Below are 25,817 nucleotides of genomic sequence, written 5' to 3'. Positions count from 1 at the left end.
TATCCTTTTAAATCGAATACTTGACGTTGAAAGAGACATAATCTCTGTCAGTCATAGCATTAGTTGTTCCTACGCCACCAAAGAAGCTGTTGTAAGAAATATCCGCGCCCCAACGACTCTGATAATCAAAGCTTACACCCAAGGCGACAGATTTTCTGCCCTCGGTGAATAAAAACATAGGATCCGGTGTAATACCGTCAACGTCGTGTGAAAAAATCACTCGAGGATACATGTTTACCCCAGCAAACACGTTGTTAAAGTCAGCTTTAGCCACTAAACGATAACCCCAAGCAAAATCGGTTGGAAATGGATTGGTTTCTGGACCGTTATGAAGAGCTTCAATAATGCCGGTCATTTCTGGATTGCCTCCAGAACGTGCGGTTCCAGGGCCATTTAAACGTAACTCATCAAACCCTGGCATATCGTGGATCCACACACCACCTACTTCTGCAAGCATGGTTAAATTATCTAAACCAAGCGTTGGACCAAATAAGTGAGTAAATGTCATCTGTGCTTGAGTGGTATCAGTTAGAATATAACCATCAACTGTTTCACCAGGAACAGGTGAATCCATTTGCGAAATACCATCAAGATCTGGACGTAAACCTGCATTAGCTAACTGCTGAGGCATCGCGGCAAATAACAATTCAACGTCATCGATTTGCAATGGCTCATCTACACGATGTGATATTTCACCAGCAACAGAGGTGTCACCCACTAAGGTATTAAAACTAAAGCCATACAATTGGATATCTTCCGGATATACAATTTGTGATTTAGTGAAGGTTTCCATGCTCAGTAGCAACTCACGGTCAATAACCCCACCACTTTGTGCTAAACGGCCATAATCGCGGCCAATCGCTTCTGCGGTAAAGTTTGACGCTGTACCACTGATGATAGGTCTACGACTGTGATAGTTCATGTAATACAAACCAAATTCAGTTTCACCCAATTCTGGAGAGTAATAACCTAATTTAACACCAAACTGGCCATCATCACTCGGATCGGCAGCATCTTGCACTAATGCCGTTTTAGTTGAGTAAGACAGCATAGCAGAGGCATATTGGGCATCAAATCCGCTCGCTGCTGCAGCTGCATATAGACGCGAATATTCTGAAATAAGGAAATCTTGATTGATGTCTGGGTTAGAGTTGAAGCCCAACTGTGCATTTTGGTTATAACCACCGTAACCAGCAAAATCATTGGTCGCAAAATTTGAACCCGGTGTAGGGATCCAAATTGGTTGCCAATCATATTGATAAAATGCTTCTAGGTTTAAATTTTCAGTGACCCCTAATGATGCCCACACCATACCTTGCGGACGAAATGCTTCTTTAAGTTCAGCACCAGGTGCATTAAGAATATTTAGGTCAACAGCATTAATTTCAGCAATACCGTGAGAAATTAAAGTGCTTTCACCCCATGAAACCACTTGGTTACCCACACGAACGCTTAATGGATTCGCTCCATTATTAAAATCCCAATTACCATAAACAAATGCATCTAACAGACGTATGTCTTTACATTGCACTTCCGACGCTTTGTCATCTTCACAAGGATCAAATTCTTTACCGGTCAGTGGATCGTTAAAATCATAATCACCATCATTTAACTTACGATCGTAGAAATACATACCGCGTAAAAAAACACCGTAGTTTTGGTACTTAAGTGAGAGTTCATGAAGACCTTTAACAATCTCTGAAGTTGTATCACCTTGCGCATACAATAAATTACTTAAATCATTATTACTTGAATAAGACCCTGATTGCGCCCAAGTTTCAGCTGAAGTGTATTTACTCGACCCAAAAGCACCGCCGAATGCAGAGTAACCAGACCAGTCAAATTGTGGCTGGTTTACTTTGCCAATTTGGTCGTTCCAATTACGGTCAGATACACGCCAACTCGCACCTGCGGTCCAAGTTGAGTCAAATGTACCGCGTACATCACCCCAATTGAAAGACACTGCTGATGCAGAAGAACTCATCCCCAAACATAAAGCCGACACCACCCCCAAAGCGAGAGCCGACTTATTAAAACTTTTTTTAACAATATTCATTTTAGTTCATCTCCGTAACCTGTTGGATTAGTTGTTATAGGAATTTAAACCAACATCTTGTTAGCCCACAGGCAACACCATTGTTACAGCATTTAACTATATTGAGCAAGGTCAAAAAAGAGAAAATGTTTAAGAAAATTAACGATGTTTGGCTAAAAAAGACAAAAAAAAACCAGCCAATATTTGAATTAACACTGACGATAAATTTACAAGCATTTCACGATTAGCTAAAAAAGTTTATTTTCATAGACTTATAAATATCCATCGATTGCTAGTTTACACACCAGCAATCAATCAACCGTTTGAAGTAAATACTCTATAATTTATCAAGTGATTTGAAACTTCCCTGCTGATTTATGACTAATTTAAACTGCCCATGTATGCCTTGAGGAGTCAAATATGGTCTAAAATATTTACCATTAATATGTAACACACGACCTTGGTTATCATTTACTTGCACTTTTTCAGCAAGTCCTTGGTAATAAGGTAGAAAAGCTTCATAACTCACATTAAGAGAAAAAAATATTTCCATAAATTACTCCCTAAAAAGGAGAGCTCGCTCTCCTTTTTAATTTATAGCACAGGCTGAATAATCAGCCTGAATATCCCACGATGTTTGTCTTTATTCCGCCAATGATTTCGTCACTTTTTCATATAAATCTTTTGATAAATCAGGCAATGCTTTTAGCTCTTCTAAACACTGTTTCATTAAATGTTGACGTTGTTGATCAAATTTTGAAAATTGAATAAGCGGAGTAATCATTCTCGATGCTACTTGTGGATTAGTCTTATTCAGTTTAATCAAGATTTTAGTCAAATAACGGTATCCTTCGCCATCTGCACGGTGGAATTGATAAGTATTTGCGGCAGCGAATGCCCCTATTAATGAACGTATACGATTAGGGTTAGAAAAACTAAAACTACTGTGTTTAGTAAGCGCTTTAATCCGGTCAATCACATCATGATGATTCACTAAAGCTTGTAACGTTAACCATTTATCCATCACTAACGGCGTAGAGTGCCATTTAGATTCAAAATCACTCAGTAAAGCAGGTAAACAGGTTAATTCAGCAGAAGCAGCGGCTTTCAGAGCACCTAAACTATCGGTCATATTCCTTGCGGAGTAGTATTGTTTTTCAACTAATGACTCATGAGTATCAGATACTTGAGACAATAACGATAGCGCAATATTTTTAAATGCTCGAGCACCTGCATTGTCAGTACGAAGCAACTCTCGATAACGCACCAACAGCTCATCTTCACAAGCTGACGCAAGTTCTTGTACAACAAACTCTCTGGCTTTTGCCAATGCATCTAAATCAACATGTTCAACTTGCTCAATTAAGGCTGAAGCTGTAGGAATCGACAGGATTTCAGCCACCAAGGCTTGATCTATATTGGCATCTAAAATGACACCTCGAAAAGCTTCTATTACTCGAGTATCAACGACCATAACTTGATGCTGTTGTAATTGTTCTACATTATTCCATATAGTTTGGCTGATTAGCTGAACAGATGCTTCCCAACGGGCGACTTCACTCGATGCATAACGCACAAGATGCACGAGTTGATCAATATTAAAATCATAAACCAATTTTACAGGAGCTGAAAAATCTTGTAATAAAGAGGCGGTAGGCACACTGTCTAATCCTTCAAACACGAAGGTTTGGCTGGCTTTAGTCACATCAAGCACTTTATTAACAATTGATTCCCCTGCACTGTCAAGCAATTCGATGCTGAACGGAATATGCAGTGTTTGGCCTTTGACACCTTTTGATATCACTTGTTGAGTCACCGTTAAATGGTACTCGCCCTTATTAGCATCAAAATGGTCTTTAACCGTCACAACTGGTGTGCCGGCTTGGCTATACCACCGACGAAATAAACTTAAATCGATACCTGAAGCATCTTGCATCGCATTAACAAAATCATCGCAAGTGACAGCTTGACCATCATGACGTTCAAAATAGCACTTCATTCCAGCTTGAAAACCATCTTCACCTAATATGGTGTGCATCATGCGAATAACTTCAGCACCTTTGTCATAAACCGTCACTGTGTAGAAATTATTCATTTCAATCACACTTTCTGGTCGAATTGGATGCGACATAGGTCCTGCATCTTCGGCAAACTGCTGGTTTTTCATGACTCGAATAGCGTGAATGCGATTGACCGCACGAGAGCCCACATCAGAGCTAAATTCTTGATCGCGAAAAACCGTTAAGCCTTCTTTTAAGCTGAGTTGGAACCAATCTCGACAGGTAACACGATTCCCGGTCCAATTATGAAAATACTCATGGCCAACAACCGATTCAATACCATGGTAATCATCATCTGTAGCACTGGCTTTATCTGCAAGAACGTATTTGGTATTAAACACATTCAAGCCTTTATTTTCCATCGCGCCCATATTAAAAAAGTCGACAGCAACTATCATGTAAACATCAAGATCATATTCAAGACCAAAACGAGTTTCATCCCACTTCATTGATTTTTTAAGTGATGCCATAGCATGATCGGCTTTATGTAGATTGCCTTTATCGACAAACACCTGCAATTTGACTTCACGACCTGATTGAGTCGTATAGCTATCATTAAGTAAATCAAAATCACCCGCGACCAATGCAAATAAGTAACTTGGTTTTGGAAAGGGGTCATGCCACTTTACAAAATGACGACCGGAGCGAGGCATTTCACCTTTATCGACTAAATTACCGTTACTTAGCAAGAAAGGAAATACTTGCTTCTCAGCTTCAATTCGTACGGTATAAATAGCCAGCACATCGGGTCTATCTAAAAAGTATGTGATCCTGCGAAATCCTTCGGCCTCACACTGAGTACAATAGGCACCATCAGACATGTAAAGACCTTCAAGGCTCGAGTTAGCCTCAGGATCAAGCAAAGTAATAACCTCTAACTCAAACTCATTTTGTTCTGTGCTAATTAACAATTGGTTATCGTGCTGACGGTAATTCGCCGCTACACCATTTAGTTTGACAGAACTCAGTGAAAGTTGTTCACCATCAAGCACTAAATCATGTTGATGCTCACCATTACGGATCACTTTACTCACGGCAGTGACTTTAGTATTTTTACCATCGAGAATAACGTTTAAATCAACATGAGAAATCGTAAAAGTTGGCTTTGTATAATCTTTTAGATGCTTTTCTTGCGCTTGGTTCATACAGGGTCCTTTTGAACAGTACTAATACCAATATGATGAAATGTGTAGATGAAGGTTATCGAATTGGTATTATCTTGAATTATTGTGATTAAGAAAAAACGCGCCTAGGCGCGTTTTTTTACAGTAGCTATAAATTAGTTTACGTGCGTTTTGGCTATTTTTTCTGCATCCGCCATATCGAGAGTGATATAAGCGGTTTCATCCAAAAAGGCATCAGGCAATTTGCTGTCATCAGTCTTTTCAATATCATCTAAAGACTTCACAGCCGCTAGGCCTTCATGAACACGGCGAGCATTGGCTCGATCCAAAGCACGCTTATCATCATCCTCACGAGAGGCAATACGTTCACTTTCAACAAGTGATATCGTCTTATCTTTATGATGTTTTTTGAACTCTTTAATATCTTGATAAATATAACTAAACTCTACATCTTTGCTAATGCGCTGTTGATGTTTCACCTCAAGATTTTTAATTAACATTGGGGTTATGTTACCCAAAGTCGAATAGCGGGCTACAGGTACTTTATCCCAAGGCAGAGCATTCTTTTCTTCTGACTCGCCATATTCTCCAGGTTCTAACGCACTGGGGAATCGTAAATCAGGGGTAACACCTTTTAATTGAGTACTGCCACCATTAATACGATAAAATTTAGCGATGGTATATTGCACGTGTCCAATAGGTTTATCATACATATCGTAAATGCGACCTAAACTTTTATGTTGTTGAACAGTCCCTTTACCAAAGGTCGATTCACCCACGATAAGAGCCCGGTCATAATCTTGCAAAGCTGCTGCAAAAATCTCAGATGCTGATGCACTATAGCGATCAACCATTACCGTTAATGGACCACTGTAAGCACTAACGCCATCATTATCACGATTTTGATTGATACCACCATTGGCATCACGAATTTGAACCACTGGTCCCATATCAATAAATAAACCCGTCAATAATGTTGCTTCCGTTAACGCGCCACCACCATTACCTCTAAGGTCAATAATAATGCCTTCAACATTGTCTTTCTCAAGTTTAGCGATTTCTTTGGCAACATCTTGTGACAAATTCATATAAAAACCAGGAATTTGTATAACCCCGACTTTACGATTAGCATATTGGCCTTCTTTAGGCTCTACCACTTTTGACGTTGCCGCGCGATCTTCTAAACGAATTTTATCTCGGGTAATGACCACTTCAAATGGCTTAGCATTGGCACCACCTTTTTTAGGTAAAATTTGCAAGACAACTTCACTGCCTTTTGGCCCTTTGATAAGATCGACAACATCATCTAAACGCCAACCAATTACATCGACAATGTCGCCATCTTTTTGACCGACACCAACAATCTTGTCTTCCGGTGACAGTTTTTCGCTGCTAGCAGCAGGTCCTCCAGCCACTAAACTTTTGATGACCGTATAGTCATCATCCATTTGTAGTACCGCACCAATTCCCTCTAAGCTAAGATTCATTTCCATTTGAAAACGTTCTGCATTGCGAGGTGATAAGTAACTTGTATGAGGTTCAACACTGCGTGCGAAGGCATTCATTACCGTCTGAAACACATCTTCACTCTGGGTTTGGCTTAAACGCTTAATAGCATTGTTATAACGTTTATCGAGTACTTCAACAATTTCAGGCCACTTTTTGCCCGTTAACTTTAGATTTAGCGCATCGTATTTAACACGTTGTCGCCATAACTCATTAACTTCAGCTTCGTCTTTCGGCCATTGGGCATCTTTACGATCAAATTCATACACGTCGCCCGCTTTAGTAAAATCAAATTCTTTATCAAGTAAAGACAAGGCATAAGCAAAACGTTCATATCGACGTTTTTGTACCACGTCGTACATAGCAAATGCAGGTGAAATATCACCCGATTCGACCATATTATCAAACTGATTTTGATATTGGTTAAAGCCCTCTATATCGGTCATTGTTAATACATTACGACGATAATCAAGTTGCTCAAGAAAACGAGAATAGATTTGCGCAGAAAAAGCATCATCAAGATTAAAGCGATGATAATGCGAGCGAGTAAACAATGTGGTTACTCGCTTACTTGCCACTTTATGCTGTGGCTCTTGTGCTAGTTTAGGTAACTCGCTGATTTGAATCGTTGGTGAAATTGCCCATGCCGAAAAACCGACAAATAAACTGGCAATTGACGCGGCCAAGGTAAGTTTTCGCATCAACAAGTACTCCTTAAATTTCTATAATAGTATGTGCTCTGCACGTACTTTGATGGATAAGCCAGTATCTAACTGAACAAGCACATCTTCTTTATTAATGTCAGTCACAACACCCGGAACAGGAGTGGCGCCTAATTTAACATTAACTCGTTGCTTTTGTTTTAAGTCTTCAAGTTTAGCTGGCACAAGTGTTACGGCTGGAGTAACAACAGGAGCTGGACGCTCTTTTTTAACTGCAGGAGCACGTTTAGGCGCTGCTTTTTTAGCAGGCTTTTTAGGCGCTAACGCTTGACGCTTTGCCTTGGCTTTATCTTGGCTTTCTTTTAGTGTTGCAAGAGCATGGTCGATATGTTCTTGTTCTAATTCAGCACACTCATTTCCGTCAAGATCGATACGTTTTGCACCCGCTTTAACGCCTTTCAAATAGCGCCAGCTGCTGGTGTAACGACGAAGCGCCACACGTAATTGTGTTTTACTGACTTTAGAATCATCAGCTAACCGTTCAGCCAAATCTTGAAACAAACCAATTTTTAATGGTTTAGTTTCACCTTCAGCAATAAAGCATAAAGGAAAGGTTTCATATAAATACGCTAAAATTGCGTTGGTGTCGGTCAACTTGTCTGTTGATTCCATTTTTACTTCCACGTTAATAAAGGGACTGATTAAACGGCATAAAATTTGCCATGCAGTCGTTCATCTTTCGTTGAGCCTTATCGTTAAAGCCCAACATACAAATTATCACTATCCGCTCGTTTGCTAAAGTCATTGAAACAAACCTTAACAATTTAACCAAACTGACTGTTAGCTTATTTCATCGCTAATAACTCAATTCAGAAAAATGCGCACTGTGACATATTATAAAGCTCACGGCAGCGAATGCGACCATGATTTAAACTAATTTGCTCGCTATTTAACCAAATAGGCAAGTTTCGAAACTTTTTACCATGTTTTCTAAACCTATTTGATCATCTTCATCAAAGCGGTTAAGTAATGGGCTGTCGATATCTAACACTGCCACAACCTCATCACCCTGTCTAATTGGGATCACTATTTCAGAATTACTGGCAGAATCACACGCTATGTGGCCGGAAAATTGATGTACATCTGCCACTCGTTGCGTGCTATTCATGGCAGCTGCAGTACCACAAACACCTTTACCAATCATAATTCGAGTGCAGGCTACTTTACCTTGAAAAGGCCCCAAAACTAATTGTTCACCACGTTTTATATAAAAACCAGCCCAATTAATGTCTGCTAAGTTGTCATTTAGCAATGCTGAAAAATTTGCCATTGCCGCAATCAAATCATCTTCACCGTCAAGCAAAGCTTGTGCTTGACGAGTTAATGTTTGGTAAAATTCGGTTTTCATTCCCATTCCTTAACGCCGATGTTCACTCAAAGTATTGCAATGAACATTGCTACTGCGTTGATGTATTTTTAGCCGCAGCCTTTTTGGCTTTAGTTGCAGGAGCGTTTTTAACCTGTACAGCGCCTTTTAGCAAGTTAGAAAGCTCATCTTTATTGTTTGCTAGATAAAAAGCCAACTGTTCGCATTTATTTTCATCAAGCCCGAGGTCTGCCTTAGTAAGAAAAGGGACTAGGTTATCGGAAATATCAAGCATCTTATCGTAGGCATCAGCCTCTTTTTTCGATATAAATGTCATTTTTTCGACCCCTTCTCTGACCACAACAAATTGGGTTATAACTGCCATGATGTAATCCTTACTGTTTTTATATACAGTGCGTAGAATCTCACATAATTAACTTATGATGCAAGTGTTCTGATTATTCTGATATTATCAAGCTCAGAAAATTGAGATGTTGAACAAACGATTCATTTATCCGCCGATATAAGGCAACGCAAAGAGGTTTAACTCTTCGCTACCCAACAATTTATTTCACTATGGATTAGACTCATTCTTCATGCATGAATTTGATGACCACGACGCAATCACGCTATGCCGATCATGTGATTTGGCTGTACGAAGACGTGCGCTGCCCTCCAGTGCTAGAGCGTTATGTCCACGTTGTCATTCTGCATTATATGACTCCCCTTATTGTTCCATAAATGGCATGTTGGCGTTATGTGTCACTGCGTTAATCATTTTTATTCCGGCAAACCTTTTACCCGTACTGGAAATCCACTTTCTAGGTAGTGTACGCACAACAACCGTGACTCAGGCGGCTATAACGGTTTGGTCTGAGGGATATTGGGTTGTTGGCTTAGCGGTAATGGTCGCAGCAGTTATCGCGCCTGGATTACTTATTTTGTCAATTTTGACGCAGGTCGTTATTGTCAAATTAACGCTACATGGTTCATTTTGGCAGAGGGCATATACAACCTTATTGAAAAACCATGGTGTTATATCACAAATGACCATGTTAGAAATTTATGTCATCAGCTTTTTAGTTTCTGCATTTCAGTTATCAGACTTCTCTGATGTGTATTTTGGTATGGGTACATTAAGTTTTACGATGTTATTCGTGATTATATTATTCTTACAGCGAGAATATAACCTTGAACACATGTGGAGTTATGTCGATGCCTAATACTCCTATTACTGCAGCAGAAGAAATCTCAACCAGTCATAATCTCTCCGTTTTAGAGTCAAAAGAGGAGACGACTACACATTTACAGGGACAAAAGATTGGCTTATGTTTATGCCCTATCTGCCGTAAGCTTAATTCAACAAAAAACAGCCATTGTCGCCGCTGCTTTAGCCAATTAAGCAGTCGTAATTACGCTAGTATTCAACAGAGTTGGGCCTTGCTGATCACCGCTACCATTTTACTTGTGCTTGCCAATATCTATCCAATTACGTTGTTAACGAACCGTGGAGTAGTGACAAATGACACTATATTTAGCGGTATTAGTCATTTAGTCAAAACGGGCATGTTTCCTATTGCAATTATTGTTTTCACTGCCAGTATTTTGGTACCTTGGCTTAAAATTATCGGTTTAGCCACTTATTTAACAGCAATCAGTTTTAACTTGCCTATATCCAAAAGAAAATTAATGGTCGGTTTTCACATTATTGAATGGATCGGACGGTGGTCAATGCTTGATTTATTTGTGATTTCCTTAACCGTTGCTTTAGTGAATATGGGGCAACTACTTGATGCAAAACCTGCACCTGCTGCAACAGCATTTGCATTAGTTATCTTACTAACACAGCTTGCGGCAAAAGTGTTAGACACTCGCTTACTCTGGGACCGCTTGGAACACACTAATGACACAAATTGAATCGCCTAAAATAGTGAAGAAAAAGTTATTCTCGCCAGTATGGTTATTGCCTGTAGTTGCTTTAATTTTAGGTGCTTGGCTAGGTGTAAAAAGCATCAAAGAATCCGGAATAGAAATTTTAATTCACTTTCCCAGTGCGGCCGGAATCGATATTGGTAAGACACTCGTTAAATACCAAGGTTTGTCGGTCGGAAAAGTAACCGACATTGGTATTGATGATGATCTTAAAGGCGTGAATGTAAAAGTGGTAATGGATTATCGAGCCGACCCATTTTTAAACAAAAATACGCTTTTTTGGTTGGTAAAACCTAAAGCAAGTATTACTGGCGTTGAAGGATTAGATACTTTATTTTCGGGTAATTATATTGCTATTCAGCCAGGAGAAGGACGCTCAGCAACTGAATTTGAAGCACAACGTGAAGCGCCTGCGATTCTCCCCGGCAGTGAAGGCATCATGATCGAATTAAAAGCACCCAAGCTGGGATCTATCGATGTTGGTTCACCGGTCTTTTTTCGTCAAGCACCTGTCGGCAGTGTCGTCAGTTACCGTCTTGACGGTAATAAGCAAATTATTATCAGCGCATTTGTACAAGAGCAATATGCTCATTTAGTCAATAAAGACTCGCATTTTTGGAATGTATCAGGCTTAAAAGTTGATGCATCTTTAGCGGGAATAAAAGTCACGACCGAAAGTATCGCGTCAATTTTGGCTGGCGGGATCAGTTTTGATACAGGAACCAACACAGAAAAAGCCCAAAATGGTGATGCCTATACACTATACGAAGATGAACTTGCCGCTATTGGAGGTATTCATTTTAAGTTAACTTCACCAAACAGCGACGATGTAAATGAAGGAACCACCATCATCTATCGTGGTTTGGCTATTGGCGAAATTGAAAAAGTCAGCTTAACCCAAACTGGAGTGCAATTTAACGCGCGTGTCGAGCATCCCTATAAGGCACTCATTACTAGCGATAGCCAATTTTGGCTAAGTGGTGCTGAGCTATCGTTAAAAGGTGTCAAAAACGTCAGTAGGTTGGTCACTGGTAGTGTGATTAATGTCTTACCGGGTACTAAAGCTTCGGATGAAACAATGCAATTTGAATTAGCATCACACGCCCCAGACCTACTCAATCAAAACAAGCTTAAATTATCTGTAGTTGCCAGCACCCATACAGGTGTGAGTAATGGTGCCCAAGTTCGATATAAACAGTTGCCAATTGGCCAGATCACCAGTATTAACTTGAGTAAAGATTTTTCATCTGTTGAATATAATATTGAAATACAACCGGAGTTTAAGAATTTACTCACAAAAGGAAGCTTCTTTGTTCCTGAAAGTGCTTTAGCGATAAGTGCTTCTCTCGAAGGGGTTAATGTCAAAACACGTGACATTACGACTCTGCTTGAAGGGGCAATTAGTTTAATTCCAGGAGATAGCAAAACGCTAATAGCAGCTAATAGCCAATTAAGGTTACATGAATCAATTGAGTCGGCCCAAACGCTATATACTCAACAACAAATGGCCTCCTTTACTTTAACCAGTATAGATGGGGCGGATCTAGCCAAAGGATCACCTATTTATTACAAAAAAATGCAAGTAGGTTCAGTAAGCCAGGTCAATTGGCTCGCTAAAACGGATAAATTTAATATAGATATAAATATTGATAAGAAATTTGTTCCGTTAATTAAATCGAATACGGTTTTTTGGCGAAATGATGCTATTACCATCAATGCTAGTTTAGCAGGAGTCGACATCAACGTTGCGCCACTTAAAGGCGCCATAAAGGGAAGTATTACCCTTGGGCATATAGATGACATCCTCGATGACGACAATCATCAAGTTAATCTTCGTTTGTATGATACAAAGCAATTAGCTCTGATGCAGGCAAAGGTCATTAACCTCACTCTTCCAGTAAATACTAAAGTGACAGAAAAAGCGGCTATTCGTTATCAAGGTCATCAAATTGGTGAAGTGTCACAGGTTAAGCTCAACCAAGATCTAAACTCCCTTAATGCACAGGCTTATATTTATGGTCATTACGCCAGTCACTTTAGTGCTAGTGACACAGAATACTTCATTGTTGATGCACAAATTTCTTTAGCCGGTATTAATGCCCCAGAAACATTATTAACAGGCCCTTACATTGGTGTTATACCTGGTAGCAACCCAGAAATTATTGATCATTTTGTTGCTCAACCACATTCTAGTTTTGAGGCTAACGTGCCAAAAGATGCATTAACATTCCAATTAGTTGATGACCAATTAGGTTCAATCAAAGTCGGCACACCGTTATTTTTCCGCGGTATTAAAGTCGGACAGATTGATGGCTATTTGTTAGATGACTCAGGGATTGAAATCAGCTTATTTGCCCACGTAAATGCTGAATATAGTCACTTAATTAACCAAACTAGCCAATTTTGGGATGCATCTGGCATTAAGTTAGACGTTGGATTATTTTCAGGTGCACAGTTAGAAACAGGATCATTGGAAACTATACTTGCTGGCGGTATTGCCTTTGCAACGCAAGAGACAACCTCACAGAGCAACCGTATTAGTGCTACCGACCGTTTCCCATTGCATCAGAGTATGCAAGATGAATGGTCAAAATGGCGGCCTATACAAGCCAAATAATGAAATAATAACCATTCAAAAAAGCAAAGGCCAATCGTTTATCGGCTTTTGCTTTTACTTTAAAACTATTTGATATTTAACCATAAAACCAATAGCACACACCTATAGCAGCTGTAATACCGGCAAAATCTGCCGCTAAACCACAACTTAATGCATGGCGACCGTTACGGATCCCTACCGAACCAAAGTAAACGGCTAATACATAGAATGTTGTTTCAGTACTGCCTTGTAAAATAGCCGCGAGTCGTCCCGCAAAAGAATCAACTCCGTGATGACTCATGGTTTCTAACATCATCGCCCGTGCCCCAGAACCACTAAAAGGTTTCATAAATGCAGTTGGCATCGCATCAATAAAGCGTGTATCGGCGCCTAATGCACTAACACCGCTAGCTAACAGTTGTAGCGCATAGTCTAATGCCCCTGAAGCCCTAAGAAATCCAATAGCTAATAGCATTGCCAGTAAATATGGAATTAATTGAATTGCTTGGTTAAAGCCCTGCTTAGCTCCATCGACAAACTCATCATACACGGCTATTTTGCGATATCCTGCGACCAAAATAAAACTTAATATAAGCAACAACAGTATTCCGTTACCTAACACCATGGACACTTGCCCTATAGCATCGGCCGATAACGTAACCAAATAAGCAATCCCAGCCATAAATACGCTCATAATAGTTGCCGCATAAGCCAAAACAACACTATTGATTAACGAAATACGCTGTACTAACGCAACAACCAACAACCCCACTACAGTGGATACACTAGTGGCTAATAAAATGGGTAAAAAGATATCTGCAGGATTGGCAGCACCTTGCTGTGCGCGATAAAGAAATACTGTCACTGGAACCAATGTTACTGAAGAAGTATTTAACACTAAAAATAAAATTTGAGCATTAGTTGCGACTGATTTAACGGGATTAAGGGATTGCAGATCATGCATCGCTTTTAAGCCTAAAGGCGTTGCTGCATTGTCCAGCCCCAACATATTAGCAGTAAGATTCATACTAATGCTGCCATAAGCGACATGCCCTCGGGGCACTTCAGGCATCAATTTTGACAGTAAAGGTTCAAATATTCGGGCAAATAAACTCACCACACCAGCCTTCTCACCGACTTGCATCAATCCCATCCATAACGCTAACACACCGATTAAGCCAAGGGAGATATCAGCCGCTAATTTTGCACTGGCAAACAGAGCCGCTACGGCTTCACTTAATACATCAACATTTCCGCCAATCAGTTGAATGACAATTGAAACTAAAGCCACAACAAAAAATAATAACCATACTCGGTTTAGCACACATCACTCCATCATACTGTTGCTATATGTCACCTAATATACAGTAATCATTGACGATCAGAAGTAACAATTCCGTGTTATGATCGCGCTAATTCAGCTAAAAAATAATTTATTATCTTTAATATGATCCAATTAAACCCCAATTTTATTCGTCACATTGAGCAAGAAATCCCTTCTCACCTTTCAATGAACGACTTTATCGCCTTTTGCGACAAACCACTGCGTAAATCAATTAGGGTAAACACCTTAAAAATTACCACAAAAGCATTTGCCGACATCATGGATCAAGCAGGTTGGCATTTATCTGCCATACCATGGTGTAAAGATGGCTTTTGGATTGAAGGTAAAGATGATATTCAACTAGGCAATGCTATCGAACATATTCAAGGGTTATTTTATATCCAAGAAGCCAGTTCCATGCTGCCACCGACGGCATTATTTGCCAACAACACCGCCCCTGAAATTGTATTAGATGTAGCTTCAGCACCTGGTTCTAAAGCCACTCAAATCGCTGCATTGATGAATAACAATGGTTTATTAGTAGCGAATGAATATTCAGCCAGTCGCGTTAAAGTTTTACACGCCAATGTATCGCGCATGGGGGCAAGCCACACCGCCCTAACTCATTTTGATGGTAGAGTCTTTGGTGAATATTTATTTGAGTCCTTTGATGCTATTTTATTGGATGCTCCTTGTGGCGGCGAAGGAACCGTTCGTAAAGACCCTTTAGCATTAAAACATTGGGATATTGATGATGTAACTTCGATTGCTGAAACCCAAAAAGATCTTATTGAATCCGCATTTTTAGCGTTAAAGCCTGGTGGGACTTTAGTTTATTCAACGTGTACCCTGAGCCAGTTAGAAAACCAACATATCTGTCATCACTTACAGCAAACTTATCCTGATGCGGTTGAATTTGTGTCACTGGCTGAATTATTTGATGGTGCAGACAAAGCGTGCACTGAAGAAGGTTTTTTACATGTTTGGCCACAAATTTATGACAGTGAAGGATTCTTCGTTGCCAAAATACGCAAAACAGCTTCAGTTGACCGCCAGAAAAAACAGCCTAAATTACAAAAAAACTTTCCTTTTAATATTGCAAACGATAAGCAACAAACCGAGTTACGACAATATTTTAAAGACAGCTTCGCTATCGACTTACCTCAAAATGATACTATCATGCTGCGTGACGACGAATATTGGTTATTTCCAACACAATTTACTCCTTTTATTGGCAAAATGCGTTTTCAGCGTATTGGCATTAAACTCGCAGATGCGATGAAAAAAGGTTACAAAGCTAAGCATGAAACCATAATAGCGTTATCGAGCACCACTCAGTCCTCTAAAACGATTGAGCTAAACACATCACAAGCTAAAGACTTTCTCATGGGTCGCGATATTGCTGTAAATACCTTTTTAGAAACAGTTCAACAAGATTTAGTTGTCACACCGCACGGTGAAATGTTAGTGAGTTATCACAATGTCGTACTAGGCATCGTAAAACATTTAGGCCATCGACTTAAAAATAATTTACCTCGAGAATTAGTACGCGATAACGTTAATTCAACATTATAAACTGGGTACCCATTTCATTAACTAAACTGAATATTTAATATATTGATAATATTAGGGTTTATTAAAATGAGTTCTAACAAGTTAAAAAAAGTGAGTTGCATTAAGGCAAAATAAAAAGAGCTGACTATAATATGATTAGAGTTTATTTAGGTTAATGGGTTAAACAGAATCAATTTTAAACTGTTTAGCTTTTATCAGTAGCGCAAGGCTCTAACTAGAGCCCTTTCCCTAGGCCCAAAACAATTGGATAGTTTTGGGCCTTTTTTTATCCGCCAAATCAAATAATATACAGGCTAATATTAGCTGTAATTTAATATTGACGCCCTATTAACGTAGCGGCATCTTTGAATAACGTAAAAAAGTTGTCGGTGGTGTATTGAGCTAACACTTCGAATTTTTCACCCCGTAATTGCGCGACAAACTCAGCAACATCACGAACATATGCAGGTTGGTTTTCTTGACCACGATGTGGCACCGGAGCCAGATATGGTGAATCAGTTTCGACTAATAATCTATCCTGAGGCACTTGACGAATGACGCTACGAAGCTCACTAGCATTTTTAAATGTTACGATACCTGATACCGATATATAAAAACCTAAATCAATAGCGGCTTTGGCCATTTCCCAATTTTCAGTAAAGCAATGCAACACCCCTCCCACCCTATCAGCATTGCCTGCTTTAAGCATATGTATTGTATCTTCACGAGCATCACGAGTATGAACAATGAGCGGTTTATTCACCTCGACAGCTAACGCAATCTGTTGCTCAAAGCATTGTTGTTGCAATGCCTTAGTCTCGTTTGAATAGAAGTAATCTAGCCCCGTCTCACCAATGGCAACAACACGAGGATCTTTAGCAAAACGTTTAATATCTTCAATATTCAAGCCTTCTTGAACATCTAAAGGATGCACGCCAGATGACAAAAAAACATTATTAAAAGCCGACACTTTATCTCGCATGGCTTCAAAGCCTTGCTGGCGAACGTTAACGCACAATAGATAGTCAACGCCTTGGGCTTTAGCGTTGTCCATGATGGATTGTAAACTGACTGAGTCTGGCGCCGCTTTCAAGCGGTCAAGATGACAATGTGAATCAATTAGCATGAGAATTCTTTCGCAACTATAGTAACAAATAAAACAGATGCGCAAGAATACCTAGCTACATAGTGCAGGTCAAATCACTAGAAGACAGTTCGCTCGAAAGTAGCTTTTCAATGTGATGTTTATGGCTTTCAATATCGGTTTTAATTTTAACGCCAATTCCTGCAGGCCTTCCACCAGATGCGCCGATTGGATTAATCCATACCACGGTCCCTTTAAACTCATTCGTTTGGGTGGCATTTGGTAACCTGTACGCAATAGTCAGTTCTTGGCCTAAAAAATGACTTTCTGAAGTTGCAATAAATAAACCTGCAGGCTTAATAAAAGGCATGTAAGCACGATAAAGCTTGTGTAATGTATCGTAATCAACGACAAGATCGACCATAAATGATTATTTTCCATAATAAGTTAACAGTCAGTATAACGAATTTAATGAGTTAGCTGCCTAAATGCGAGTACATATTGCTGGCACAGTGCTTGGGTATTAACACTGGGCATTGTTTCAAGCTTACGTGACATCCTCATCACATTACCTGCAAGTTCAATTATTTTAGTTTGAACAAGCGGGTTTAATACTTGATGCCCTGCATTTTCAGTTTTTATTTTATTACTTTCTATTTTATTACTTTTTAACACATATTGACGTAAGTACAAATATAAAATATTAAGCACATCAACAATTTGTTGTTCTGACACCTTCAATAAACTATTGCATAAATGGCCTGTTCTCAAACTTTGGGCCCAATCTTGGCGGAAGGTCATCAGTTGTTGATAATGTTGGCTTGTTAAACTGCTTGCTAATGCAAGAGGGCCACCTACGACACTGAGGCACCAAGTGACATCATGGATTTTACCTTCAGCATCAGGTGCTGGTAACAACTGCTGTGCTTCAAGCCACTGGTGTATCTCAAGTTTAGTCGGCAAGACAAAATTCAGCATTTGGCAACGACTCGTGATAGTTGCTAATAATTGGGCTGATGTATTTGTTTGCAAAATGAGTACAACATCATCGCCAGGCTCTTCTAGGGTTTTCAGCAGCGCATTGGCAGCCGCCAAGTTTAAGCGCTCAGCATTAAGGATTATCGCTACTCGTGCGCCATGTTGTTGAGCGGTTTGCGTTAATGCTTGGCAGAGCTGGCGAATTTGATCAACTTTAATTTGGTTACCATCGGGTTCGATAACATATAGATCAGGATGGTTACCAGCAGCCAATAACAAACAGCTTTTACATTGTCCGCAAGCCCCCACAGACGTGAGATGTTGGCAAAGCACAGTATGAGCAGCTGCTTTAGCTAACTTATCTCCACCTAGTGCTTTATCAATATTAAACAAATGTGCATGGCTACTTTTACCGCGATAATGTTGATCGACAAACCGTTGATGCGGTTCCGCTAACCACGGTAATTGGCCAATCTGATAATCACTCATATCGCGATATTATCCTCTTAGTATTCATCACTCACCCATAAGAGTGGGCAATAGATGCTGCAACTTTAGCCGAATATCATCATGCACTTGTTCCATTGATTGGCTGGCATCAATAACGATAATACTGTCATCTTCATGAGCTAGTGTTAAGTAGGTTTTTCTAGCTCGTTCAAAAAAATCGATGGCTTGTTGTTCAATTCTATCAAGCTTGCCACGACTCGCTGCCCGGCTTAATCCTAGAGTGGGATCAATATCCAAATACAAGGTGAGATCAGGCTTAAATCCATTTAAACAAGCATCGCTAACCGCTTTCACTAATGGCATTAAACCGCGACCACCACCTTGATAAGCTAAAGATGACAGATTATGCCTATCACCGAGAACCCATTTACCTGAAGACAAAGCAGGTTTGATAACATTGGCGATTAGCTGTGATCGGGCAGCATAAATAAGTAAGCATTCTGCTTCATCACATAACGGATCCGTCTCATCAGCAATTTTGACTAAGTCACGTATTTTTTCAGCTAATGGAGTGCCACCGGGTTCACGCGTACACACAGGTGATTGGCCAACAAGTTGACTAATAATATCATTTACTAAGGCTATCGCACTCGATTTACCCGCGCCTTCTAATCCTTCAATGACAATAAACTTGCCTTTCTTTTGACTCATTTTCTTTTTCTCTGAAATTCATTTACGGCTTTATTGTGAGCCTTCAATGTGGATGAAAACACATGACTGCCATCATTGCGAGACACAAAATATAAGTAATTTACTTTGGCCGGATTGGCTGCGGCAAATAAGGATGCTCGACTTGGCGCTGCAATAGGCGTTGGCGGTAAACCATCAATTTTATAAGTATTAAACGCCGTGGTTTCACGTAAATCTTTACGTGTAATATTGCCTTTATAACGGTCACCCATGCCATAAATAACTGTAGGATCGGTTTGAAGACGCATGCCCTTTTTCAGCCGGTTATTAAATACGGCTGACACCCAATCACGTTCTTCCGGTTTACCGGTTTCTTTTTCAATAATGGACGCAATAATCAGTAATTCATACGGTGATGATAATGCTAAGTCTGGGTCTCGTCCTTCCCATGCTTGCGCTAAACTCATCTGCATCATGTTGTAGCTTCGATTTAAAATAGTCTGTAGATTATCATCTGCATGATAATGAAATGTTTCAGGATAGAATTTTCCCTCGGGCAAACCAGATGTATCGCCATGCTGTAATAACACTTGATTAAAGTCATCTGCATTCTGTTTTAAATGCTCTGTCGTGGCAAGTGTCTGCTGCCATTCGGCAATGGTTTTACCTTCGATTAACGTCACACTGAAAACCACTTGTTGACCTAAATATAATCGTTTTAATAACGCTTCTAACGTATCGCCAGGGATCACTTGATATAAACCCGTCTTTATATTGGCAAATTTAGGTTCAAGTTTAACAAGATATTTAACTTTCCAACTTTCTGTAATCAAAGATTGTTGTTCCAGTTGTTGTGCCAGTTTAATAACTGACGTACCCGGTTCAATGGTTAAAGTTTGAATTTCTGTTAACTGTAAAGGTTGTTTTTGATAAGCCACTAAGTCACATACAAGCCAATAGCCACCAAGGCAGATTAGCGTAAATAATGGGATCAAGCTGGCTAACAGAAAGGTTTTTATCGATTTAATCATGTTGATAAATTTACACTCAGAACGTGCCTGAATCGCGATGTATGCGTCCAACGGCAAAATTGAAAATCGTCTACGGCGGTAACATCAATAATGCCAAATAAACTGTTTGTTATCACGATATGCTCAGCGGTCTTAATATCACTAAACGTGAGTTGAGTCGCTACCACTGTATAACCATTATTAAGCAAAGTATCAATCAGAGTTTCACGCATGACTCCGCTTACGCCTGCATGAGTTATTGCAGGAGTCAAAACGTGATCATTTTTGATAATAAAGATATTGGCAATGGATGACTCTATCACATTACCTTCACCGTCAAATACTAACCAATCTTGATGATGACTAGGTAGCTGCTGAGACTTTATGAGCACCTGTTCCAATCGGTTAAGGTGTTTTATTCCCGCTAGAAGAGGTTGTCTTCCAAGACATATCGGTGATGATGCGAGCGAAATACCTGTTTGTTGCCAACCAAGGTAATGAGCAGGAATAGGATGCACAGATAAGACTTCTGTTACGTTTGCGCTTGTAGGAGCCTGATAACCACGCCCACCGACTCCGCGCGTCAACAAGAGCTTTATACAATGTTGTGGATATTGCAGGGCGAGTTGGTTCAACTGTTGTTGTAATGAGTCACTTGGTTGCCACTTAATACTTAAACGTTCACAGCTTTGCTGCAAACGAGCAAAGTGCCCGCCAAGGAATAATATCCCTGCAGGCATATTTGCTGATGCGGTGCGCATTGTTGCAAACACACCATCACCATAAGCGACACCACGGTCAAATGGATTGATTAGCCCGTTTTCAACATGATTAACCCAAACTGGTGCCATTATTTGTCCTGGCTAATCCGGCTTGCGACAGCCTCTTGCTGGTCTTTGTACTTCGAACTTTTCCGGGTGTTATATGGACGGGCCACTGCTGAGCTTAAGCGTTCAAAATTAAGTGCACCAATCGTCATACCTGGGCGAAGTGCCAAAGGCAACTTACCACTGTTAAAGAACTCCAGCACAATTTTACCTTGCCAACCAGGATCAATACGATGCGCAGTAACATGCACCATCAACCCTAAACGAGCAAGAGATGAGCGGCCATCTAACCAACCCACAATATCAGCAGGCAAGGTCACACTTTCATAGGTTACGGCTAAAGCGAGTTCACCAGGATGTAGGAAAAAAGCATCATTATCAGCAATTTCAATTTTATCGCTCATGATTCGATCTAGTGCTAATTGCATTTCTGCACTTGGGCCACTCAAGTCAATATAAGGTGCGGTATGGTCTTTAAATACTCGAAATTGGCTGCCTAAACGTACATCCACACTCACTCCCGAAATGGCTTCTATACCAGGACGAGGATCAATGATAATGGTGCCATTATCTAAACATTGTTCAATTTCAATATCGGTTAAACGCATACTGCACTCTCTCCAAGATAGGGCTATTTTGCCAATAAATGCTGAATTCTAGCTTTTAAAATATCAGTAGCAATACGATTCTTACCACCCCGAGGAACAATGATGTCTGCATATTGCTTTGACGGCTCGATGAATTGTAAGAACATAGGCCGTACTGTTTTTTTGTATTGTGAAATAACCGATTCCATCGTTCTGCCACGTTCAGCAACATCACGAGTTAACCGACGTAAAAAGCAAATATCCAGCGGGGTGTCCATAAACACACTGGCATCCATTAATTCACGTAGTTTAGGATCGGTTAATAACAAAATACCTTCTAGGATAATGACTTTTTTAGGCTGCATCGTTAGCGTCTCGCTAGTACGAGTATGTTCCGTGTAGCTATAACAAGGAATGCTAACCGCTTCGCCCTTTTTCAATTGAGTTAAATGAGATGCCAATAACTGGTGATCTAACGCTTTTGGATGGTCGTAATTAGCTTTTACACGCTCCTCCATGCTCAAATGATTTTGATCACGATAATAAGCATCTTCGTTAATCACGCCAATCTGATTTGTTCCTAGATCACGACGCAATTCTTCAAAAATAGTTTTAGCAATTAAACTTTTACCTGAAGCCGACGCACCGGCAATCCCAATAATGACACACTGCTGCGAATTCATTTCTTAACCTTACTCGTCTTCTGATATGCTGATGTTTACGCTTGACTGTACTTGTTGAAGTGCTAACTCAGCACCAAGTTTGCGGGCTATCTCGCGATATATGCCTGATACTTCACTGTCTGGCTCGCTCATCACGCTCGGCGTACCATTATCCATAGATTCACGGATATTAATATGTAGTGGCAACGAGCCTAAAAGTGGCACATTATAACGCTCAGCAATTTGACTACCGCCATGGGTGCCAAATGGATGCTCTTTATGGCCACATTCTGGGCAAAGGTGAAAGCTCATGTTTTCAATAATACCCAATACAGGAATATTCACTTTACTGAACATGGTAATGCCCTTCTTGGCATCGGCTAGAGCAATATCTTGCGGAGTGGTGACTATCACAGCGCCACTGACAGGCACTTTTTGCGATAACGTTAATTGAATATCACCGGTTCCTGGTGGCATATCGATAATTAAATAATCTAGCTCAGGCCACTGCGTTTCATTGAGCAGTTGCGCTAACGCCCCAGCAGCCATTGGCCCACGCCATACAGCCGCTTCATCACCACTTAACATAAAGCCGATGGATTGCGCTGAAAGGCCATGTACTAATGCTGGTGTCATGTGCTTGCCATCTGGAGATTGCGGACGGAAATTAGGAATACCTAACATCAATGGAATGGACGGTCCATAGATATCTGCATCTAAAATACCGACTTCTGCGCCTTCCGCTTTTAACGCCAACGCCAAATTAACTGCGGTGGTTGATTTCCCTACACCGCCTTTACCCGATGCCACAGCAATAACCTGTTTTACATTAGGAATAGGTGGGATTGCGGGCAGAGCAGAATAAACACGAGGCTGAAAGTCAATTTCACATTCAACTTCATCAATGGCATCTAACACCGCCAACTTGTTTGTTACGGCCATTACAGTGTCACGATACTGAGTCATACAAGGGTAAGGATAAACTAAACCTAACTGTAGGCGTTTTCCTTCTATCGATAAAGCCGTTACACATCCTGCACTGACCAAACCTTTATGCAAATAAGGATCTTCAAATGCTTCTAAAATATCTAACACTGGCGACAATAATTCATCACTTAATTGATAATTTGTATGCGTATTAACCAAAATGGCAACTCCGAACAAGAAATTTGTACAAGTGTATCAGAACTTAATAAAAAAATAGTGATTAATAAGCTTTTTTAGGTCATGTTTTGGTGAAAAAAGTCTGCTAATCAGTTAGTATCAGGCAATATTTTTGGTGTAATTTGATATCGAGACAAAATGACAGAATCACAGCGTAAAATACTGGTCACAAGCGCCCTTCCTTATGCCAATGGCCCTATCCATCTTGGCCACATGCTTGAATATATCCAAACGGATATATGGTCACGTTTTCAAAAATTACGTGGCCATGAGTGCTACTATATTTGTGCCGATGACGCTCATGGCACACCTATCATGCTTAAAGCACAGCAAATGGGGATTACGCCTGAAGAAATGATTGCGCAAGTTCAACAAGAACATCAGCAAGATTTCGCCGATTTTAACATTCAGTTTGATAATTTTCACAGCACTCATAGTGATGAGAATCGCACCTTAGCTAACGATATTTATCTAAAATTACGTGATGGCGGTTACATCAAAACTAGAACGATTTCACAGTTATTTGACCCTGAAAAATCAATGTTTTTACCTGACCGTTTCGTTAAGGGTACGTGTCCTAAATGTAAGTCTGAGGACCAATATGGTGACAACTGCGATAGTTGCGGTGCAACCTATAGCACAACCGACCTGATAAACCCTAAATCAGCGGTATCGGGTGCAACACCAATCATGAAAGATACCGAACACTTCTTTTTCGACCTGCCAGCCTTTGAAGGCATGTTAAAAGAGTGGATCCAGTCTGGTTCTTTACAACAAGAAATGGCTAATAAGCTCAACGAATGGTTTGAGCAAGGGTTACAACAATGGGACATTTCTCGTGATGCACCCTACTTTGGTTTTGAAATCCCAGATGCTCCAGGAAAATTCTTCTATGTTTGGCTAGATGCACCTATCGGCTATATGGGATCGTTTAAAAACTTATGTGACAAACGTGATGATGTTAACTTTGATGACTTCTGGGGACTAAATTCAACTGCAGAGGTCTATCATTTCATCGGTAAAGACATTGTTTATTTCCACAGCTTATTTTGGCCAGCCATGCTCGAAGGTGCCGGTATTCGTAAGCCAACCAGCGTATATGCCCATGGTTATGTCACCGTTAATGGCGCTAAAATGTCTAAGTCGAAAGGCACATTTATCAAAGCGCGTACTTATTTAGACAATTTAGATCCTGAGTATCTACGTTATTATTACGCAGCAAAATTAAATAGCCGTATTGACGACTTAGATTTAAATTTAGAGGATTTTTCCCAGCGCGTAAATTCAGACTTAGTCGGGAAATTAGTTAACCTAGCCTCCCGCACAGCAGGTTTTATCAGTAAACGTTTTGATGGCAAACTAGCGAAAGTAACCGACAATAGTTTAACTGAAACATTTTTAGCTAAAAGTGAAATCATTGCCGATTTCTATGAAAATCGTGAGTTTGGTAAAGCCATGCGTGAGATTATGGCATTAGCAGATATCGCTAACGCCTATGTTGCTGACGCCGCACCTTGGCAATTAATCAAGCAAGAAGATAAACAAGTTGAAGCACACCAGGTGTGCAGTAATGCACTAAACTTGTTCAGAATTTTGGTGACATACCTTAAGCCTGTATTACCTAAACTGGCCGAAAATGTTGAAGGTTTTTTACAACTAACTTTAACATGGAACAATTTAAGTCAAGATCTCGCTGGCCATGAAATAGCGCCATTTAAGGCATTGATGCAACGCATTGAATCTAAGAGCATTGACGCTATCATCGACGCATCTAAAGAGAACTTACAGGCAACTAACACGGATGCGCCCAACACCGACGAACCAAAACAAACCGTTAACCAATTAGAGCATGATCCTATTAGCCCTATAATCAGCTTTGACGACTTTGCTAAAATTGATTTACGTATCGCTCGGATCAGCAAAGCGGAGCACATTGAAAAAGCAAAAAAATTGCTCCGTCTTGAATTAGACTTAGGTGGCGAAACCAAGCAAGTATTTGCCGGCATTAAATCAGCTTATGCGCCAGAAGATTTAGTCGGTAAGCTTACGGTAATGGTGGCGAACCTAGCACCACGTACCATGAAGTTTGGTGATTCTGAAGGCATGGTATTAGCTGCAGGTCCTGGCGGTAAAGACTTGTTTATACTAGAACCCCATGAAGGTGCACTACCAGGCATGCGGGTTAAATAGTCATTATAACCATCAA

22 protein-coding genes are annotated in these 25,817 nt (G+C 40.2%); 5 read left to right on the top strand and 17 right to left on the bottom strand.

Annotated features, from left to right (window positions below):
• Nucleotides 1-7: 7 nt before the first annotated feature.
• From ACWXWT_RS00980 to ACWXWT_RS00950, 7 genes are all read right to left on the bottom strand, one after another.
• Entirely contained in the window at nt 8-2,056 is a 2,049-nt protein-coding gene (locus tag ACWXWT_RS00980; RefSeq protein WP_456039754.1) for a DUF1302 domain-containing protein, read from the bottom strand.
• Between the two features lie 316 nt (nt 2,057-2,372).
• On the bottom strand, nt 2,373-2,588 hold the full coding sequence (locus ACWXWT_RS00975) for a DUF2835 domain-containing protein (protein ID WP_456039753.1): 216 nt from the start codon (nt 2,586-2,588) through the stop codon (nt 2,373-2,375).
• Nucleotides 2,589-2,678: 90 nt separating this feature from the next.
• The gene (gene pepN / locus ACWXWT_RS00970; RefSeq protein WP_456039752.1) at nt 2,679-5,240 is read right to left on the bottom strand and encodes an aminopeptidase N; all 2,562 of its coding nucleotides are present in this window, start codon (nt 5,238-5,240) and stop codon (nt 2,679-2,681) included.
• A 134-nt stretch (nt 5,241-5,374) separates the two neighbouring features.
• Complete coding sequence (gene prc, locus ACWXWT_RS00965) at nt 5,375-7,426, bottom strand: carboxy terminal-processing peptidase (protein WP_456039751.1); 2,052 nt, start codon at nt 7,424-7,426, stop codon at nt 5,375-5,377.
• A gap of 21 nt (nt 7,427-7,447) precedes the next feature.
• Nucleotides 7,448-8,059 carry an RNA chaperone ProQ gene (gene proQ / locus ACWXWT_RS00960; protein ID WP_456039750.1) on the bottom strand — a complete coding sequence of 204 codons (612 nt, stop codon included), beginning with the start codon at nt 8,057-8,059 and terminating at the stop codon, nt 7,448-7,450.
• A 277-nt stretch (nt 8,060-8,336) separates the two neighbouring features.
• On the bottom strand, nt 8,337-8,795 hold the full coding sequence (locus tag ACWXWT_RS00955) for a GAF domain-containing protein (RefSeq protein ID WP_456039749.1): 459 nt from the start codon (nt 8,793-8,795) through the stop codon (nt 8,337-8,339).
• Between the two features lie 49 nt (nt 8,796-8,844).
• Complete coding sequence (locus ACWXWT_RS00950; protein WP_456039748.1) at nt 8,845-9,138, bottom strand: YebG family protein; 294 nt, start codon at nt 9,136-9,138, stop codon at nt 8,845-8,847.
• Nucleotides 9,139-9,349: 211 nt separating this feature from the next.
• Between ACWXWT_RS00950 and ACWXWT_RS00945 the strand changes: the two genes are divergently transcribed.
• Genes ACWXWT_RS00945 through ACWXWT_RS00935 form a run of 3 tightly spaced genes read left to right on the top strand, consistent with a single transcriptional unit; the run spans nt 9,350 to nt 13,302 of the window.
• Nucleotides 9,350-9,976, top strand: a complete 627-nt coding sequence (locus tag ACWXWT_RS00945) for a paraquat-inducible protein A (RefSeq protein WP_456039747.1) — start codon at nt 9,350-9,352, stop codon at nt 9,974-9,976.
• Nucleotides 9,969-10,670, top strand: a complete 702-nt coding sequence (locus tag ACWXWT_RS00940; RefSeq protein ID WP_456039746.1) for a paraquat-inducible protein A — start codon at nt 9,969-9,971, stop codon at nt 10,668-10,670. The genes ACWXWT_RS00945 and ACWXWT_RS00940 overlap by 8 nt, the downstream gene beginning before the upstream one ends.
• Complete coding sequence (locus tag ACWXWT_RS00935; RefSeq protein ID WP_456039745.1) at nt 10,657-13,302, top strand: MlaD family protein; 2,646 nt, start codon at nt 10,657-10,659, stop codon at nt 13,300-13,302. Before ACWXWT_RS00940 ends, ACWXWT_RS00935 begins: the two co-directional genes overlap by 14 nt.
• 76 nt (nt 13,303-13,378) lie before the next feature.
• Here the strand turns inward: ACWXWT_RS00935 and ACWXWT_RS00930 are convergent, their stop codons facing one another.
• Nucleotides 13,379-14,605 (bottom strand): nucleoside recognition domain-containing protein, encoded by a 1,227-nt coding sequence (locus ACWXWT_RS00930; protein ID WP_456039744.1) that lies wholly within the window; start codon nt 14,603-14,605, stop codon nt 13,379-13,381.
• Between the two features lie 123 nt (nt 14,606-14,728).
• Between ACWXWT_RS00930 and rsmF the strand changes: the two genes are divergently transcribed.
• A complete protein-coding gene (gene rsmF, locus ACWXWT_RS00925; protein WP_456039743.1) occupies nt 14,729-16,180 on the top strand; it encodes a 16S rRNA (cytosine(1407)-C(5))-methyltransferase RsmF in 1,452 nt (483 codons plus the stop codon).
• 310 nt (nt 16,181-16,490) lie between these two features.
• Here rsmF and ACWXWT_RS00920 read toward each other — a convergent pair whose 3' ends face one another.
• The 9 genes from ACWXWT_RS00920 to apbC are packed head-to-tail and all read right to left on the bottom strand — an operon-like array spanning nt 16,491 to nt 23,593.
• A complete protein-coding gene (locus ACWXWT_RS00920; protein WP_456039742.1) occupies nt 16,491-17,285 on the bottom strand; it encodes a TatD family hydrolase in 795 nt (264 codons plus the stop codon).
• A gap of 55 nt (nt 17,286-17,340) precedes the next feature.
• On the bottom strand, nt 17,341-17,667 hold the full coding sequence (locus ACWXWT_RS00915) for a PilZ domain-containing protein (RefSeq protein WP_456039741.1): 327 nt from the start codon (nt 17,665-17,667) through the stop codon (nt 17,341-17,343).
• A gap of 44 nt (nt 17,668-17,711) precedes the next feature.
• Complete coding sequence (gene holB / locus ACWXWT_RS00910) at nt 17,712-18,710, bottom strand: DNA polymerase III subunit delta' (protein WP_456039740.1); 999 nt, start codon at nt 18,708-18,710, stop codon at nt 17,712-17,714.
• 27 nt (nt 18,711-18,737) lie between these two features.
• A complete protein-coding gene (tmk, locus tag ACWXWT_RS00905; RefSeq protein WP_456039739.1) occupies nt 18,738-19,382 on the bottom strand; it encodes a dTMP kinase in 645 nt (214 codons plus the stop codon).
• Nucleotides 19,379-20,389: an endolytic transglycosylase MltG gene (gene mltG / locus ACWXWT_RS00900; protein ID WP_456039780.1), complete on the bottom strand. Its 1,011-nt coding sequence runs from the start codon at nt 20,387-20,389 to the stop codon at nt 19,379-19,381. The genes tmk and mltG overlap by 4 nt, the downstream gene beginning before the upstream one ends.
• A complete protein-coding gene (pabC, locus tag ACWXWT_RS00895) occupies nt 20,389-21,222 on the bottom strand; it encodes an aminodeoxychorismate lyase (protein WP_456039738.1) in 834 nt (277 codons plus the stop codon). Before pabC ends, mltG begins: the two co-directional genes overlap by 1 nt.
• Nucleotides 21,222-21,806 (bottom strand): dCTP deaminase, encoded by a 585-nt coding sequence (gene dcd / locus ACWXWT_RS00890; RefSeq protein ID WP_456039737.1) that lies wholly within the window; start codon nt 21,804-21,806, stop codon nt 21,222-21,224. Before dcd ends, pabC begins: the two co-directional genes overlap by 1 nt.
• A 23-nt stretch (nt 21,807-21,829) precedes the next feature.
• Nucleotides 21,830-22,468 carry a uridine kinase gene (gene udk, locus ACWXWT_RS00885; protein WP_456039736.1) on the bottom strand — a complete coding sequence of 213 codons (639 nt, stop codon included), beginning with the start codon at nt 22,466-22,468 and terminating at the stop codon, nt 21,830-21,832.
• Nucleotides 22,469-22,477: 9 nt separating this feature from the next.
• Complete coding sequence (apbC, locus tag ACWXWT_RS00880) at nt 22,478-23,593, bottom strand: iron-sulfur cluster carrier protein ApbC (RefSeq protein ID WP_456039735.1); 1,116 nt, start codon at nt 23,591-23,593, stop codon at nt 22,478-22,480.
• 156 nt (nt 23,594-23,749) lie between these two features.
• On the opposite strand from apbC, the gene metG reads away from it, so the two are divergent.
• A complete protein-coding gene (metG, locus tag ACWXWT_RS00875) occupies nt 23,750-25,801 on the top strand; it encodes a methionine--tRNA ligase (RefSeq protein WP_456039734.1) in 2,052 nt (683 codons plus the stop codon).
• Nucleotides 25,802-25,817 lie beyond the last annotated feature (16 nt).

The organism is Shewanella sp. A22, assembly GCF_053850585.1.
Note: the sequence above shows the minus strand (reverse complement) of the source record. Positions and strands in the feature narration are given on the sequence as shown.